The organism is Leisingera coralii, from assembly GCF_049056525.1.
GTDB classification, from domain to species: domain Bacteria; phylum Pseudomonadota; class Alphaproteobacteria; order Rhodobacterales; family Rhodobacteraceae; genus Leisingera; species Leisingera coralii.
Window position 1 is genome coordinate 109040 of the sequence record NZ_JBHUPT010000017.1, and the last position, 16039, is coordinate 125078.

Consider the following 16039-nt stretch of genomic DNA (forward strand, 5'->3'; position numbering starts at 1 on the left):
TCAGCCCTTCGCACGGCTCACGAGGATCTCCATGCCCTGAGCGAGCAGTATGGCCCGTTTCAGTTTAAACACGTCAGTTTCGTGCCCCTTGCGATCCTCGATCACCGCGCAGCCAAGCCGCTTGTCTACATAGGTGAAATCAGCCCGGTAAACGCGCTGCTGCTTTCCGCCGTCCGTCATGATGGGTCCATCCCTGCCATGAAGGGGAATTTCCACCTGTCGGCGCAGGCCACAAATTTCTCCCGCCTCCTGCAGCAGCAGCAATTCTGCCCAGCGCTGGGCCTCTGTCTTGCTGTCATGCGTGATCCCATCGGCCGTGGTAGTGCGCTGGGTCCCCCGCACTCGGCGACGATCCTCACCTGCCGGTTTTTGGTGTGCTTCACGATACTGTTCTGCCGTCATCCGCTCGGTCATCAAGCTGCCTTTCATTTCTGTGCTTCTGCCCGCATTGCCTCGGCCAGTTCCGCCTCAAAGAACTGGGCGAGGCTGATCGTCTGCTGCCAGCCGCCATGATTGGTGCCGCCCCGCCCCCTGGTGCGCGCAGGCAGGCCAAGGTTCCGGCGCCGGGTGCCGATGGCCGACCGATGGGTGTACCCGAAATGCTCCGCCATTTCCGTGGAGCAAACGCCTGCGTTCCACATTCGGGTGAAGGTCTCATCGTCCACCAAGCGCTTTCGCACCTTCGCACGACTGGAGAGACCCAGCGTCTTCGCCTTGTAGCTGAGCCCCTGGCGGGTCACGCCCAGCGCGGCGGCTATACGCTCTGTGGGGATGTCGTGACGGTTCCACAGCGGCGCGAGCGTTTCGCGGGTAATATGCTTCAAGGGGGTGATTGCCATGGTCCTAGCGCTGCCTTGTCTGGTGGTCTTTCAGCTTCCGCCCTGCGAACTTGAGAGCTCTTGCCATATCTCCAGCATGGGGGTGCTGCTGGGGTTTACGGCTCAACCAGTTCTGCGTGCGATAGGCACCCCGGATTTCATCGAGGCTGTTGTATCGCTGGCGGCACGGTACCTCTTGACCGATCAGACCTTTGCCCGGAGCGATGATGATGCAATCGCCGAGATCCAGATCGACGGTCACGGTGACCTTTCCAAACTTGCTGCCATGGGTGTCCGGGTCGAGATGCGGGCTGCTCATACGTTGATCCCCGCGGCTGCACATTCCGCCGCCGTAACCAACCCTGCAGCGATGCACTCCCCGGCCTGGCTGGGCTTGATGGTTCGCGCCCAGGGCTTGCATTCCCGGATCTCCTGAGCCCGTGCTTCCAGCACCTTCCGCGGGTCAGCCGCCGACTGCTGATCGGTGGTGTGATCCACCCAGCGGCGTTCCGACAGCCAAGTGTCCGACCGCTTGATGAACATTGCCCTGTTCCCGGCCTGCTGCGCAGCGTAGGCGCGGGCCCCGGCCAGAATCACCTGCGGATCAGTCCCCTCGCCCAGCGCCGCGCGCAGCGCCGCCACTGTCGCCGCCCGGCGCTCGAGCCGGGGATAGACGCTGACAAACTCGGCGAAGAAACCATCGAAATCAAAATCTAGGGCTTGTGTGTGTCCGGCGTCAGCCGGGCACATAGTTCCTTTATGGTTCCTAGGATGGTTTGGGTGCATCTCCTGCACCGGTAGGGGTGCATTTCCTGCACCTGTCGGGTGCATCTCCTGCACGGGTGCATTTCCTGCACCCGCTATATGTTGTGGTACGGGTGCATTTCCTGCACGGGTCGGCGGCAGGCCTGAAACGGCCTTTAGATTGATCCGGTACTCGACCGTGAAGCCGTTTCTGCACTTCCTCTGCCCCACCTCGGAAACGAGCCCGGAGGCCACCAGCTCGCTGATATTGGTTTGCACTGTGCGCTTGCTCTTCAGCTCCAGGTCGGCGGCCATGTTGCCCTTACTGACCCAGATACCCGACCCGTCATCACTGGCGGCGTCAGCCATGTAGAGCAGGATCGCCTTCTTCGTCGGAGATCCAACGGCGCGCCGCTTGACCAGCGAATACAATTCGATGCTCATACCTGCCTCGTTTTTCTCGATGTGATGCGCCCAGCGCCGCTGAAGACCTGAGCGAAAATCAGTAGCCGGTGCGCCCGGTGCTTGCCGTCACGCCCCATCAAGCCGCCTGCTCCGTTGCCTGGCTAAAGAACTTCGGCGCGCCCGGGTCGGTCAGCATTACCAGCAACGCGATGTGGCTAGCGGGCGCAGTCACCGCGCCCCACCAGTTCAGCGCTGTCTGGAAACTGACGTCACAGAACAGCGCCACCTCGCGCGGGCTGCGGAACCGGTCGCGGAAATAGGCCGACCACAGGTCAGGCGCGCTGACCTTCAGCGCATATGGGTCAAACTGATTTGACCAAGATTTTTGCTTAGCGCCTCCGGCATCCTGCGGCCATGGCGCATCATTGTTCACGATCAGGGTCAGGCGCGGGTGGTTCATGCGGCGGCCTCCCCTGCTTCAGCCCTTCGCTCAACCGTGAGGAAAGAAAACAGGGACCGCGGCGGTTCCGCGATCCCCTTCTCATGCGCCATCAGGCAAAGCGCATCGTACCAGGCAGCGGGCAATGCCCCGGCCTGCATATGTGTGTGCACGGTGGTGTGCCTCTTGCCCAAGCGCTTCGCTACAGCACGATATCCGCCCAAGGCCTCTATGTAATCGCGAATGGTCATGGCCACAGCGATAATACGATTTTTTCGCACTTTCAACAGTGCAACTCTTACTTGGTGCGAATTTATCGTATTTCAGCGAGTACAGTCACATGGATTATCTAGAGATCGAAAAGCTTTGCCGCCGCGGCGACAGTTCCCCCGAGGCCATCCACAAGCGACTGGTCGCTGCACGCTTGATGACAGGACTCTCACAAAAAGAGATCGCCGCGAACGCGGGCATCAAATACACAACCTTTCGCTCCCAAGAACAATCCGGCTCACCATCAGTAAGGCTTATGAGCTATTTCCTCGGCGCATTCCAAGTCGACTTCAACTTTATCTTGGGCGGCGACCCCGCGCGGCTGCCCGCCGACGTGCTTCAAGAGATATTGAAGCACCTCGACTAACCCGCCTCCAAACTAGCGGCGCAAACAGCCAGTTCAGGTTAACCCCCAAAGGGATCAACACCCTGGCAACCAATCTACAAAACATGCGATTCCTTCATTTGTTCCCGTTTTGTACCAACAGGAACAGTCACTGCAAGCCGCAACCAGATCAATGGAATACGATTTTTTCGCACATCTTATATTGACCTGTACGATTTTTCCGTATTATCGTTGCCTCACATCACCGATGGAGGAATAGATGCAAGAGCATTCCAAAGAGGTCATTGCCGCCGCCCGCCTGATCGCCTCGCGGCCGGAGGAACACATTGATAACCCCGCCCAGTTCACCACAGCCTGGGCCGCCCTGAAGGCCGCCCGCGGACAAGGTTTTGACCCGGCCCGTCTACGCGCCGCGCACCTGATCGACCGTCCGGAACCGGCGCCGGAACCGACCAGCTTTGACACCCGCCTGCTACGCATCGCTCGGAAAGCACGCGAGATCGCGGAAGCCAAAGGATACTCCCTTCCTCCGGCAGCTTGAGACTGAAGCGCCAACCGCTCCCTTGCCCGGCGATCGCCTACCGGGCAGGTCAAACCACACTGAAAAATTTGAGGTTCGCATGACGAACGAGACCGCCCGAGCGTTCGCTGAAACCATTGCAAAGCTGAAAGGCCGCGAAAGGCAGGATTCTGTAGCCTGCGCGGTGATCGAAACCGGCGGCCTTTACCCATATTCCATGCCGCCGAATTCGCTGGTCGAGATCCAATTGCACGGCGTTTTCGCCACCGGCATGGGTGAAGACGAAGCTATCGGCAACTGGATCGCAAAGGCTAGCCCCAAGCTGACCACGCCCGTCGGAGCCGAATAATGCAGCCGTCACGCCAACAGATCTACGCCACTGCACAGGACATGCAAAACCGCTGCAGGTTCGGCCAGGCGATGCTACTCTGGTCGCTGGGCGGCAAAATCACCCCGGGCAGCGTCTATTCTGGCGACCGCTTCGATTTCGATGCGGTGCGCTGGCACGTATCTCTGTTGGGGATACCTGCCAGCGGCGCCGACATGCCCAGCGCCCTTGATGCGTGGATCCGGGCAGCGCGCCTGTACCACACACTCGATGGATCACGCCGCGCTACAGATGGGCGGCCCGATTGTCCTTACAGTGGCCAGGCGCCGCTGCCCGAAACGCCCTCTTTGGCGGTGACCAAAAACCTGCAGCCGCTTCAACCGGCTAGGGTATAATCCTCGGCTAATACTCTCCCCTTGCGGACTGGCACCCGCTCCGCCGGGGCGCGGCAGCCACCACTCACGAACCAGCCGCGCCCAGAACGACGAAATCAGATACAATTTAGGTTTATAGGAGGGCAGCACAGTGGCGCTCACTGCTCGGGAAATTGAACGGGTGATGAAGACAGCCCGACGGATTGATCCATACGCGCGGTTCCGTGTCGAGCCCGATGGCAGCATCCTGGTACTGCCTGGGGCTCCGAACCAAGACGCCCAAACGGCGCCCAGCGCGGACAGCACCGACCCTTACGACCTGATCGACATGCGAGTGAACTGAAGATGAAACGGGACCTGCCGCCCTATGTCTACCGCCAGCGCAATGGCCTGTATTTCCAGCGCCGGGGCTGGCCCTCGAAGAAGATGATCAACCAGGACATTGGCCCAGACTTCTGGGCGGAATATGCGGTGATCCTGAAGGGCGTTCCGCAGGTTCCGAGCAAGCGTACCTGGACGAAGCTGATCCGCAGCTACCAGAATTCGCCTCGATGGTCCAAACTCAAGGACCGCACCAAGAAAGACTACCGGAAGGTACTCGACCAGCTCGATGGCCTTTTCGGGCCGCAGGACCCTGCCAAGATCCAGCGCAAGGACATCATTCGGCTGCGGGATGCGAACGCAGACCGGTATCGCGCGGCCAACTATCTGGTTCAAGTGATCCGCGTTCTGCTTGAACATGCGATTGACGAAGGCTGGCGGCAAGAAAATCCTGCGAAGGGCATCTCGACCCTGAAAAGTCCTTACGAAGATCGGAAGCCATGGCCCGCCGAACTCATAAAGAAGTATCGCCAAGAGGCGACTGGCCGGGAGCTGCTGCTGTTCGAACTGTGCGTCGGAACCGGTCAGCGGATTGGAGACATCCTGCAAATGAAGTGGGGCGATATTCAGGACGGCGGCATCAATCTGACCCAAAACAAGACGGGCAAGCGGCTTTGGGTACCCATGACCTCCCCCCTCCGCACCACCCTGGAAACAGCACCACGGCGCTCGGTCTTCCTTCTAACCAACCATGCCGCAACGGGCCCATGGTCATATCGCGGCGCCTCGCAGGCAGTTCGCAAGGTTCGCGAGAGCATTGGTGCGCTAGAGTACGATATTCACAGCCTGCGGTATACCACGGCCTCGGAACTGGCTATTGCGGGCTGCTCAGACGAACTGATTGCTTCTGTTACCGGTCAGTCGATGGCAATGGTCGCAAAGTACTCGGCCACTGTGCGCCAGAAAGTCCGCGCACTCAAAGCCCAAAACACTCGCGAACAGAACCACTGAAGGCGCCAACCCAATCATCTTGCAAAATCCAAAAGTCCGGAGGGCCTCGGACGCTCAGCTTTTGCAAATTGAACGTTTCACGCTCCAAGCCGCGGTCGAACTTGCAACCACCGCTAGGTACCGGCAGTCTAGCGCCAAACAGATTCCTTTAAACAGCTTGGGCGCGCCCTCCGGCGCCCGCTTTAACCTTGCCGGGCTTGCCATGGAAAATAACGCAACATTTCAATATCTTAAACTGATCTTGGAAAACATCTCCCTTTGGCAACTACTTGCGATAGCCATCGCTATTTGGCTGATGAGCAATCGCTCAATGGTTGCCGAGATCCCCCGGCACGTTTCTCGCTTCAAAATCGGTGACATTGAAATCGAGCTAAAAGAACTGAAGGACAAACTTAGAGACACGGAAGTCGAGGTCGAGGCACTGGAATCTGAGCTGGAGCGAGAACGGCTTCGGTTCGAGGAGATTTTGAGCTCTTTCAATGCGCATGCTCCGGTCCCGGAGCTATCTGCAGTGCGGCAGTCATTGAAAGCCGTGGCAGGCACGCTGGAAGACTTAGCCCCCGTAATGAAGGGGATGGAGCCAGGCGCCTCACCGGAGAACCTTTACGCTGCGGCAGAAGTCTTGCGAACGCGCCGCGACCCGGCCCATTTCGACAAGCTCGTTGGCACACTCGACAGACTTGCTAAGGACCCAAGACTTGAAGGTATTCGACTTCATACAGTCTGGACACTAACATCTGCCCTTCACAAGACTCTGATCGCAGACATCAAAAACAATAAAAATCCGTCCTTGAGTTCGGCGCAATTGCAACGAGCACAGGACGCGCTGCGACGCTTGAACAATAACCCACGCGTGCTGGCAGATCGACCGGAAGATCCCATGAAGGGAGTACGTGGGCCTGCAAAATGGGCTAACGAGTGGATTGAACGCCGACTCAAAGCGCTAGCTTAAAGCAATCAGCTATCCACACGCAAAATATGTTACTGCAGCTGATAGCGCGTATTTTACTTGCAGCCCCAAGCAGAAATTTTTCGGCAGAGATCAAGGCTAAGGCGCATCTCGGCCGAGCTGACGATGGCTTTCTTCTACAAAATGGCGGATTCTATAATCCACGCCGCAGACACTCAGCTTTGGGCTGGAAAAGTCCCTTGGCCTTCGAGGCTCAGGCAGCACAAATGAGAACCTGGAGCGGCATCAAACCGCGAAAGGTCCTATAAGAGTGCGTTAATGGCCAGCCATTTGTCTTTCGATGGTATCGACAAATTGCTCAGAGTTTTCTTCAGTGACCACGCTTCCAAGGCCAGACATCTTCTCAAGAAATAGCCTTGCTCTATCGAATGAACCTTCAAGACGCTGCTTCGCAGGGCGCCCCAATACAAAGTGTGGCTTTACAGCCCCCTTACTATAGCTTTGCACTGATTGAGCGTACCCAGCCCACTTCGCAGCTTTTGAACTAACATGGTCCTCGTCACTCAAGTCGAAAGATAGAGGCTGAATCACATGAAGCGAACCATTCTGATAACCAGCGTGAAATTTGACAGGTCCCAAATCAGTTCGAACGGTTTTATCCGGCTCTATGAAACGTTCTAAGTTACGCTCAGAGAGTTTCGAACTGAAGGTTGACCACACCTGACCATCTGTGCGGTTCGCGTCATGTTTAGGCTTGTCGTAGCAGGACACAAAGCGCAGGTACAGCTGCTCTAGCTTTTCGTCTAGTGAAGAGCAAAGACCAACGCCACCGGCAACCCATCGGTAGCTAGAATCGGCATCTGGAGACAACATCTGACCGATCCAAAGTGCATCATGCTCTTCTTTATTGAGTGTTGATGCCAACTTGTCTTCCAAGAATAGGCTTGGTTCTCTGAAGCCCTTACGGAAGAAACTAGTGACAGAGCGCTCGATTTGTTTAAGGTCTTCTGTAAAGTTCGCCTTCTCGAGACCAGGGTAGGACGACAGGATACGGCCATCCCAACCACGTGTCTTTAGTTTCAAGTAGTTAGCTGATGGCCCGAACACCAGAATGCCAATATTCAGCCTCTCCTTGAGCCACGGATTGTGCTCGTACTGCAGGAGGCAGTAGCCAAATTTCAACTTACGTTTCATAGCAACACCTCCTTCGCTCGAGTATGAAAACTAACCGCATTTTTGCGTGCGTCTAACAAGTAGTCGACGATATTGCACGCGCATTCTTGCCCCCACTCTAAGGGCACCATGCTAACATAGTCTTCGATAACATTGTCTGAAAGGTTAGCTAAAGTCTCTGTGAAACTCGAAATCATGGGTTCTGTGACATTCTTGAGCCCCCCATAGAGAGCGTGCTGCAGGGACCCAGAGTAGTGGTTCTTGATACCATCCGGCTGCCACGGCTTCGCCCCAAAGTCGTCGCCGACCCCGTCGTGACAACGCTGAAAACTGTGCCCAAAATCTATGACTTTAAAGTCATGACCCAGAGACAGTAGGTTTGTATTTCCACCCCCCCTGTCTGAGTTCTCCACGACTGTGTCGAACAGATATAGCCTGGTAGCTGCTTCAAGTTGCCCTTTGTGGACCAAGTTGCCAGGAGTCCATCGGCGGATAGTTGGAAAGGCAATCGAGCCGAAAGCAATGCCACCAGAATGGTTAAATGCCTCTTTAATCGCAGCTCCTTGGTCGTCCGGGGGAAGCAATGCAAGAAAATCTGCGGACACCTCAACCAAACAGGGCGTGGCGGCGGGCAAACCCAAGTCTATCGCGAACCGATTTGCAACCAACTCTCCGGTCAGGTGATCAAAGATCAGCTCATCGTGAAAGTCTTTGTACTTCACATAAACTTCGACTTCGTCACCATTTTCGAGCTCACAGATACATTTCATGGGATGGGACCTGCCCGACTCAGCCCTTCCTAGATATTCTGTAGCACTTGCCTTCAGCACCGCCAAACCACCAATCACTCCCCCACGATTCTTACTGCCCACACGACATCCCAAATAGTTTAAACCTAGATTCAGAGCTAGCCTCAAGGTGGAAGAGTGCTCAAATCGTGACCTCAGCCGCTTCATCAGCACCTGAGGCGCTGATGTTTTCAATCATTTTTGGAGGGGGAGCCAGATATCGAACCGGCCACCGGGCGCACTGAACTACCGAACTTCCATATCGGCGGCTAGACATATGGGATTCGGCTGCCAGAGGGAAAGCTGCACTCAGCCGCGGCCGTTCTCCGGTGGCTTCTCAAAGGCTGCCGGGCAGCGGCGCCAGTCCGCCTCCTGGCAAAGTTTCCGGCGATCCGAAGACGCTCCTAGGCAACCCAGTTTTGTGGTTGCGGGTATATTTCAATCAACAACGGCGCTGTACCTAGACGCGTCGTACTGCAGCATCCGGAAAATCGGATAGTTGCCCCTTCCCGGCGTTAGCCGGTAGCTCGTCAGATGACATAGAGCCTTGAAAATATGGGCGCCCAATGTAGACCAATGCAACATGAGGAATAGTACAAGAACCTCGAGCCCCCAAAAACTTGCAAGGCTCAGAACTAGATAGATACAGTGCCGTACAGACGGTTGAAGAATCTTAAAAATTCAGTAGGCTGAGAATGCTCTTTACGTGTAGGTGCGGCGACGCACGGTCCGGTGTACAGCCAGACCCCAACTTATTGATGGCTTTTTGGCGCGATAAGGCCCGAAAGGGCTTATCACCGCTGCGAGCCCTCACGCCGATAATCCCTTTCGGGCCTTATCGCTTCTTTAAGGGTATTGAGCACCACTCGCGAGGATCAGATGATAGAACACGCTGATCCTCGCGAGAAATTTGTTGACCTAATTGACTTGCGGTCGTGTCGGGTACTTCTTGCCCCACATCTCACATTTATTTGTGGTGGTCCTGTCGACATCAGAGTCTTAACGAACCACTCCGTACGTAATATGTTTATGAATTACTCGGCCCGCGACCCTGAAAAATCTAAAGGGTTCGTCTTGGCTGAGAATTTCAAAGACTGGAAGGATGCATACACAAGCCTTTCTGACTTCGAAAACGATATCGCCGCGATTTCATCTTTGATTGTGGTGATACTAGAAAGCGCAGGCTCCTTAGCCGAATTGGGTCTGTTTTACGCAAACAGTGCATTAAGAAGCAAGCTTATCGTAATTGTGCACAGCGACCACCACAAATCAGAGTCATTCATAAAATTCGGCCTTCTAAACCCAATGGAAGATATGCGAACTGAATCCGTTCTGGTTTACGACATAAATGTCGACAAGGTCGAAGAAATAAAGACATCGGAGATCGAAGAGATTGTCGGTGAAGTATTTCACATATCCGGCAAGATAGAAAAATCGACTGCATTTAATGTTGAAAATAGAGGGCATTTGATATTTTTGATCTACCAAATTGTGGATCTATTCACGATACTAACACTCAATGAGATATCCACCTACCTTGAGCGAGTTGGAGTGAATTTGGATCGAAAAAAATTGAACTCCGCCCTCTATATCTTGCAAAAATTTGGATTAATCGTGAAGGAAAAGAGATCATCGCAGTTCTTCTTCTTTGCACCTCCAGATGTTGAAAACAGGGTAGAACTTTCCTTCAAACATGAGGTGCAAGAGGATGGCCATACGAGAAGATACGACAGCAGAGCAATAAAGGTGCAAATTCTTGAGCATTACCGCAAAAACAAAAGCAAGAATTTGAGCTTCAGCAGGCGCCTGAACTTATGGAACAAGCTTCAGGGAGAACAGTCATGAGCGCTGTTTTTGAAAAGGTTCGGAGAAGGTTTGCGTTTTCGCGGAACGAGTTCTATTTGTATGTTCAAACGGCGCCTCATCGGTACAAGACTTACAAAATCCCAAAGCGCTCTGGGAAAAAAAAGAGAACGATTTCCCAGCCCTCCAAAGACCTGAAGGCAATACAAAGATTCCTTCTGGCTGAATTCCTTCTCCCAAAGTTCAAGTTCAGTGATCACGCCACAGCGTACCGGAAAGGCCTGAGCATCTGCGACAATGTGACCCCTCACGTATCAAATCGGTTTCTTTTGAAGATGGATTTTGAAGATTTCTTTCCGTCGATCCGAAGCGGTGATTTTGTTGACTATCTTCTCCGCGAAGGTGTACTAGACAATGAATCTGATGCCGAAATGATGGCGAGAATTTTCTTTCAATATCAGGAGGGAGACCTGCGTCTAAGCATTGGCTCCCCTGGATCGCCCCCTATTTCAAACGCGCTTTTGAAGCACTTTGACGACAGTGTGGCCGAATTGATACATGGGAAAGGGATCGCATACACAAGGTATTCAGATGACCTTTCATTCTCAACAAATGAAAAAGACGCCCTCTTCTCAGTGTCCAGAGACATTCACAGACTGACGGAGGAATCCCAAAGTCCTCACTTGAAGATCAACAATAAAAAAACTGTTTTTTCCTCTACGAAATTCAACCGACACATTACTGGCGTAACGATTTCGAACGAAGGAAAAATGTCATTGGGTCGACAGACTAAAAGGAGCCTTCGGACCCGTGTTTTTGAAGCGAAAATCGCTTCGCCGGAGGAGCTAGCTAGCTTAAAGGGCTACCTAGCCTATGCAAATCAGATTGAGCCAGATTTTATTTGTCGGCTTCGGGATAAGTACACGAAGCAAATGTCTCTGGTGGATCAGGCATTTGCAAGTCCACGTCGACACACCGATGAGTAAATGGCTGCCCCCCGTCTTGGAGCAGGCAGATGTGATGCTCCATATTAACTATCAACGTGCTGGATAACCGCATGCTGGTATGTAGCTCAGAGTAGTCAATTGGGCATGCTTTCAAGCCAGCGTTGGTGCTCCTCGCGCAAGCGCAATTCAATTACTTCTAGAGTTCCTGCGTAATCGAGATTGAATGTGCTGCGAGCGGCAAGTTCTGACGCAATAGAAAGTGTTTCCCAAGCAGCGTAGTCGTGAAATGGGTTGAGCCCCATCACGTTTCCTAACGTTTCGTCGCCAGCGTTTGGTAGCGAGATCATTTTTGCAAACAGCCCGATAGCAACGTCCACATTCCAATCCGATATGAAGAGTAGCAATGCGCAAAGTGCGAGAAGAGAAACCGGAACTCCGCGCGACCGGTAATTTACAGGATGAATCTTCTTCGGAAAGTCTGAATTTTCAGCAACAAAGAAGGCAAGGCGTACAGTTTTCTCATAATATGGCTGCAGCGCGACAACATCAAAGACCTCTTGTCCGAAATATTTGCCTGCTAGTATTCTCGCCCGATCGTATGGAACTTCAAAAGAGCTTGCCACTCTTCTTCTTTCGCCTAGCCATTGCAAAAGGTCAAAATGCTCTTCCGTGAACTGATACTTTGCAGCCTCTTCCCAGTTGAAGTTGGGCATTTGGGCATGTACAGGCCGGAAAGGCCATCGACGGTGCGATTGATGTCTCCACAGTTTTTCCATCCAGTCGATGGCATTTGGCGTAGCGGTCACGCGAGTACGCGTCTTGGACTTTATGTCGAAGAACCATTGGCGCATGCCACGGATTGATCCTTGGTCGAATACTTCATTTTCAATCCCCCTACAGACAAGCACACGAACATAACGGGTCTCTGCGCTCCGTTCACTTGCGAAGTCAATCAAGGAGGCGCTCGATTTAATCGGTGATTCACTGCTAAATTCACAGAAAGCGTGGTGAGCATCTTGACCGCTCGGGCTCATAAATCTGAAATGAGGCTGGCGCACTGCCTTTGTGGTCAATCTTGACTTAGCTTCACTTACAATCTGAGCACCAGTAGCTCCACAAGACGAACACACCACATCTTCGCGGATCCACTCTCGTTGCTCATTCGAGATAGCATTAATAGAAGCGGCCCCAATCAGAACCAGGAGCTGCTCCGGGTCAAGTTCTCGACGAAAATGGGATGAGAAAGCCGTTTTAGGCATAACCAATGTCGTCCTTCAATTTTCGTGCAAAATGTGTATGTCGGCGTTTCACCAATAGCCCCTTTTTTTTCGAGCTTCCAACGGCAGTTTTATGCTGCGATGGTAGCCAAGTAGAAAAATACTCCAATAGAGGCTAACGACTACGTCGTTGTGCCGCGTCACAGCATGAAACCTCATCTCATCGCCTTAAAAGCTAGGATTGCAAGTGCCTTTATCTATGCACAGCTGCCGACTGTGTAAGTCTGAACTGCGCTCGAAGCTTTTGGCACCCATGGCGTATCTTGATCACATGAACTAGGTTCTGCGGACTGGTCTAGGCGGACCGACTACGCACTCTAGCATCTATATCTTTCGGGGAGCAACGCTATGCCAAGATTGTCTTGCGGTTCTGCTATCCACCGAACAACCTCGCTCAGATCCGGGAACAGAACAAAAACAGACCGTGAATGTTTAGACTTGTGCTTAGACGTGAATCACGGTACTCCCCGCTTCACACCACAAGGACCTTAGAAATAAGGCAAAAGGCGAGTTGGCGGAGTGGTGACGCAGCGGATTGCAAATCCGTGTACACCGGTTCGATTCCGGTACTCGCCTCCACCTTAATCCGCTGAAAATCTGTGAAAATCCAAGGCACTGCCGACACACGGCACATGTCCCGCAGCGGACCGCCTGGCGGCACGGCGGCCGCCAAGTAGTGCGTTGCAAGCTATAACTGCCGGCACTACCCTTTCAGCCGGAACCGCTGGATCTTGCCGGTCTCCGTCTTCGGCAGCGCCTCGGTGAACACCACTGAACGGGGATACTTGTAAGGCGCGATCACAGCCTTCACGTGGTCCTGCAGACGTTTGACCAGATCCTCCGACGGCACCTGCCCCTCGGCCAGCACCACATGTGCCTGCACGATTTCGCCGCGGGCCTCGTCCGGGGCACCAACCACTGCACATTCCGCCACAGCATCATGCGCCAGCAGCGCCGCCTCGACCTCCGGTCCGGCAATGTTGTAGCCGGCCGAGACGATCATGTCGTCATTACGGGCGGCAAAGTGGAGATAGCCGTCAGGGTCCTGAATGAAGCTGTCGCCGGTGATGTTCCAGCCGTCCTTGACGTAGTCCGCCTGGCGGTCGTCGGCCAGATAGCGGCAGCCGGTCGGCCCTTTCACCGCCAGCCGCCCGACCTCGCCGCGCGGGGCCTCGTTGCCGTCTGCGTCCAGCACCTTCACCTGGTAGCCGCCCACCGGCTTGCCGGTGCAGGCGGGCCGGTGGTCGCTGAACCGGTTGGTGATGAAGATATGCAGCATCTCCGTCGCGCCAATCCCGTCCAGCATCGGCTTGCCGGTCTTGTCCATCCACTCCTGATAGACTGGCGCGGGCAAGGTTTCGCCCGCCGAAACCGCCGCCCGCAGCGAGGACAGATCCGCGCCTTCCTCCATAGCCCGCAGCATCACACGGTAGGCAGTCGGGGCAGTGAAGCAGACCGTTGCCTTGTATTTCTCGATGATCTCGATGAGGTTCGGCGGCGAGGCATTCTCCAGGAGCGTCGCCGCCGCGCCAAAGCGCAGCGGGAAGATCGCCAGCCCGCCCAGGCCAAAGGTGAACGCCAGGGGCGGCGAGCCGACAAACACGTCCTCCGGCTGCACATCCAGCACTTCACGGGCATAGCCGTCGGCGATGATCAGCAGGTCGCGGTGGAAATGCATCGTCGCCTTGGGCGACCCGGTGGTGCCGGATGTGAACCCCAGCAGCGCCACATCATCCCTGCCCGTCTTCACCGCCTCGTAGGTCACCGGCTTTTCCAGCGCCAGCCGGTCCAGCTCTGCATCGTGGTTGGAGGTGCCGTCAAAGCCCACAACCGTATTCAGGAACTTGGAGTCCTTGGCACATGCGACCAGCTCATCCTTCAGCCTCGTGTCGCACAGCGCGTGCGATATCTCGGCCTTGTCGACGATCTTGGCAAGCTCCCCCTTGCGCAGCATCGGCATGGTGTTGACGACCACCGCGCCCGCCTTGGTCGCGGCCAGCCAGCAGGCCACCATTGCCGGGTTGTTGGCGGAGCGGATCAGCACCCGGTTGCCGGGCTTCACACCCAGATCCTCGGTCAGCACATGGGCCAGCCGGTTGGTCCAGTCGGCCAGCTCCTTGTAAGTGCGGTAGCGGCCATTGCCGATCAGCGCTGTATGGTCACCAAAGCCCTTCTCGACCATCGCATCGGTCAGCTCGACCGCGGCGTTGAGATATTCGGGGTAGTCGAACCCTTCCAACAGGAACTCCGGCCACTGGTCCGCTGGCGGCAGGTTGTCCCGGGCGAATGTATCCACGTGGGCTGATGGTCCCAGCATCTCAATTCCCTCCCTGAAAGGCGCCAAGGGCCTGACGGGCGATCACCACCCGCTGCACGTCAGAGGCGCCCTCGTAAATCCGCAAGGCGCGGATATCGCGGTACAGCTCCTCCACCTTCTGCCCCCGCCGCACGCCATCGCCGCCGTGCAGCTGCACCGCCTTGTCGATGACTTGCTGCGCCTGGTCGGTGGAGAACAGCTTGGCCATCGCGGCCTCCCGCGTGACCCGCGCGGCACCGGAATCCTTGGCCCAAGCGGCGCGGTAGACCAGCAGCGCGCTGGCATCCACATCCAGCGCCATGTCGGCGATATGGCCCTGAACCATCTGCAACTCGAACAGCGGCGCGCCTTGCACCTGCCGCTCCGTCACCCGCTGCAACGCCTCGTCCAGCGCCCGGCGGGCAAACCCCAGCGCAGCCGCTGCCACAGTGGCGCGGAACACATCCAGCACCGACATGGCAATCTTGAAGCCCTGCCCCGGTTGCCCCAGCAGCGCGGATTTCGGGATACGGCAATCGGTGAACCGCAGCGTGGCCAGCGGATGCGGCGCGATCACCTGCTGGCGTTCCACCACCTCGAACCCGGGCATGCCAGCGGGAACGACAAAGGCGCTCAGCCCCTTGGCCCCCGGCGCCTCGCCGGTGCGGGCGAACAGCGTGTAGACATCGGCAATCCCGCCGTTGGATATCCAGGTCTTCTCGCCGTTCAGCACATAGTGATCGCCCTCCAGCGTGGCGGTCATGGTGGAATTCGCCACATCCGACCCCGACTGCGGCTCGGTCAGGGCAAAGGCCGAAATCGCCTTGCCGGCCCGGGTCAGCGGCAGCCACTCGGCCTGCTGCTCCGGCGTGCCGAACAGCGAGATCGCCCCGGTGCCCAGCCCCTGCATGGCAAAGGCAAAATCCGCCAGCCCGTCATGGCGCGCCAGCGTCTCGCGGATCAGGCACAGGGTGCGCACATCCAGCGTTTCCCCGGCTTCGGCGCCGCTGTGCCGGGTCCAGCCCGCCGCACCCAGCGCCGCCACCAGCGACCGGCAGGCCGCATCCGTGTCGGAATGATCAATCCCGCCCAGATTCGCCCCGGCCCAATCGTCCAGCTCCGCCGCCAAGGCACGGTGCCGGTCTTCAAAGAACGGCCAGGTTAGAAAGCTCTTGTCCGCCATCCGCGTCTCCTCCCGGTGAACAGGCTGCGCGCCCGTTTCATCTTTCCCAAAATACTCCCGCCGGAGGCATCCGCACCCTCCTCTGG

General features: G+C 55.9%; 20 protein-coding genes and 1 tRNA gene. 10 read left to right on the plus strand and 11 right to left on the minus strand.

Annotated elements, in window-relative coordinates; all coding sequences use genetic code 11:
* The 6 genes from ACFMBG_RS07110 to ACFMBG_RS07135 all read right to left on the minus strand — a co-directional run bounded on the left by ACFMBG_RS07110 (window position 1) and on the right by ACFMBG_RS07135 (window position 2657).
* A complete protein-coding gene (locus ACFMBG_RS07110) occupies window positions 1-429 on the minus strand; it encodes a DUF1064 domain-containing protein (protein WP_421054008.1) in 429 nt (142 codons plus the stop codon).
* Entirely contained in the window at window positions 426-839 is a 414-nt protein-coding gene (locus ACFMBG_RS07115; RefSeq protein ID WP_421054009.1) for a hypothetical protein, read from the minus strand. Before ACFMBG_RS07115 ends, ACFMBG_RS07110 begins: the two co-directional genes overlap by 4 nt.
* Before the next feature lie 4 nt (window positions 840-843).
* The gene (locus ACFMBG_RS07120) at window positions 844-1137 is read right to left on the minus strand and encodes a hypothetical protein (RefSeq protein ID WP_421054010.1); all 294 of its coding nucleotides are present in this window, start codon (window positions 1135-1137) and stop codon (window positions 844-846) included.
* Window positions 1134-2006 carry a helix-turn-helix domain-containing protein gene (locus ACFMBG_RS07125; protein ID WP_421054011.1) on the minus strand — a complete coding sequence of 291 codons (873 nt, stop codon included), beginning with the start codon at window positions 2004-2006 and terminating at the stop codon, window positions 1134-1136. The genes ACFMBG_RS07120 and ACFMBG_RS07125 overlap by 4 nt, the downstream gene beginning before the upstream one ends.
* Window positions 2007-2103: 97 nt before the next feature.
* On the minus strand, window positions 2104-2427 hold the full coding sequence (locus tag ACFMBG_RS07130) for a hypothetical protein (protein ID WP_421054012.1): 324 nt from the start codon (window positions 2425-2427) through the stop codon (window positions 2104-2106).
* The gene (locus ACFMBG_RS07135; RefSeq protein ID WP_421054013.1) at window positions 2424-2657 is read right to left on the minus strand and encodes a hypothetical protein; all 234 of its coding nucleotides are present in this window, start codon (window positions 2655-2657) and stop codon (window positions 2424-2426) included. The genes ACFMBG_RS07130 and ACFMBG_RS07135 overlap by 4 nt, the downstream gene beginning before the upstream one ends.
* A gap of 89 nt (window positions 2658-2746) precedes the next feature.
* Here ACFMBG_RS07135 and ACFMBG_RS07140 point away from each other — a divergent pair, with 89 nt between their 5' ends.
* From ACFMBG_RS07140 to ACFMBG_RS07170, 7 genes are all read left to right on the plus strand, one after another.
* Window positions 2747-3043 carry a helix-turn-helix domain-containing protein gene (locus ACFMBG_RS07140; RefSeq protein WP_421054014.1) on the plus strand — a complete coding sequence of 99 codons (297 nt, stop codon included), beginning with the start codon at window positions 2747-2749 and terminating at the stop codon, window positions 3041-3043.
* 238 nt (window positions 3044-3281) lie between these two features.
* Window positions 3282-3563, plus strand: coding sequence for a hypothetical protein (locus ACFMBG_RS07145; protein WP_421054015.1), 282 nt, complete (start codon window positions 3282-3284; stop codon window positions 3561-3563).
* Window positions 3564-3642: 79 nt separating this feature from the next.
* On the plus strand, window positions 3643-3891 hold the full coding sequence (locus ACFMBG_RS07150; RefSeq protein ID WP_421054016.1) for a hypothetical protein: 249 nt from the start codon (window positions 3643-3645) through the stop codon (window positions 3889-3891).
* Window positions 3891-4265: a hypothetical protein gene (locus ACFMBG_RS07155; RefSeq protein WP_421054017.1), complete on the plus strand. Its 375-nt coding sequence runs from the start codon at window positions 3891-3893 to the stop codon at window positions 4263-4265. The genes ACFMBG_RS07150 and ACFMBG_RS07155 overlap by 1 nt, the downstream gene beginning before the upstream one ends.
* Before the next feature lie 163 nt (window positions 4266-4428).
* The gene (locus tag ACFMBG_RS07160; protein WP_421054018.1) at window positions 4429-4587 is read left to right on the plus strand and encodes a hypothetical protein; all 159 of its coding nucleotides are present in this window, start codon (window positions 4429-4431) and stop codon (window positions 4585-4587) included.
* A gap of 2 nt (window positions 4588-4589) precedes the next feature.
* Entirely contained in the window at window positions 4590-5576 is a 987-nt protein-coding gene (locus ACFMBG_RS07165; protein ID WP_421054019.1) for a tyrosine-type recombinase/integrase, read from the plus strand.
* Between the two features lie 61 nt (window positions 5577-5637).
* Window positions 5638-6528: a hypothetical protein gene (locus ACFMBG_RS07170; protein ID WP_421054020.1), complete on the plus strand. Its 891-nt coding sequence runs from the start codon at window positions 5638-5640 to the stop codon at window positions 6526-6528.
* A gap of 273 nt (window positions 6529-6801) precedes the next feature.
* Here ACFMBG_RS07170 and ACFMBG_RS07175 read toward each other — a convergent pair whose 3' ends face one another.
* Entirely contained in the window at window positions 6802-7680 is an 879-nt protein-coding gene (locus tag ACFMBG_RS07175; RefSeq protein ID WP_421054021.1) for a DUF3037 domain-containing protein, read from the minus strand.
* Window positions 7677-8615, minus strand: coding sequence for a HipA family kinase (locus tag ACFMBG_RS07180; RefSeq protein WP_421054050.1), 939 nt, complete (start codon window positions 8613-8615; stop codon window positions 7677-7679). Before ACFMBG_RS07180 ends, ACFMBG_RS07175 begins: the two co-directional genes overlap by 4 nt.
* A 711-nt stretch (window positions 8616-9326) precedes the next feature.
* Here ACFMBG_RS07180 and ACFMBG_RS07185 point away from each other — a divergent pair.
* Window positions 9327-10292, plus strand: coding sequence for a retron St85 family effector protein (locus ACFMBG_RS07185; RefSeq protein ID WP_421054022.1), 966 nt, complete (start codon window positions 9327-9329; stop codon window positions 10290-10292).
* Window positions 10289-11236: a retron St85 family RNA-directed DNA polymerase gene (locus tag ACFMBG_RS07190; RefSeq protein ID WP_421054023.1), complete on the plus strand. Its 948-nt coding sequence runs from the start codon at window positions 10289-10291 to the stop codon at window positions 11234-11236. The genes ACFMBG_RS07185 and ACFMBG_RS07190 overlap by 4 nt, the downstream gene beginning before the upstream one ends.
* Before the next feature lie 95 nt (window positions 11237-11331).
* Here ACFMBG_RS07190 and ACFMBG_RS07195 read toward each other — a convergent pair whose 3' ends face one another.
* Window positions 11332-12456, minus strand: a complete 1125-nt coding sequence (locus tag ACFMBG_RS07195; RefSeq protein ID WP_421054024.1) for a hypothetical protein — start codon at window positions 12454-12456, stop codon at window positions 11332-11334.
* 523 nt (window positions 12457-12979) lie between these two features.
* On the opposite strand from ACFMBG_RS07195, the gene ACFMBG_RS07200 reads away from it, so the two are divergent.
* A tRNA-Cys gene (locus tag ACFMBG_RS07200) sits at window positions 12980-13053 on the plus strand.
* A gap of 124 nt (window positions 13054-13177) precedes the next feature.
* Here ACFMBG_RS07200 and ACFMBG_RS07205 read toward each other — a convergent pair.
* Both ACFMBG_RS07205 and ACFMBG_RS07210 read right to left on the minus strand, forming a co-directional pair.
* The gene (locus tag ACFMBG_RS07205; RefSeq protein ID WP_421054025.1) at window positions 13178-14791 is read right to left on the minus strand and encodes an AMP-binding protein; all 1614 of its coding nucleotides are present in this window, start codon (window positions 14789-14791) and stop codon (window positions 13178-13180) included.
* 1 nt (window position 14792) lies between these two features.
* A complete protein-coding gene (locus tag ACFMBG_RS07210) occupies window positions 14793-15953 on the minus strand; it encodes an acyl-CoA dehydrogenase family protein (RefSeq protein WP_421054026.1) in 1161 nt (386 codons plus the stop codon).
* Between the last annotated feature and the right edge of the window lie 86 nt (window positions 15954-16039).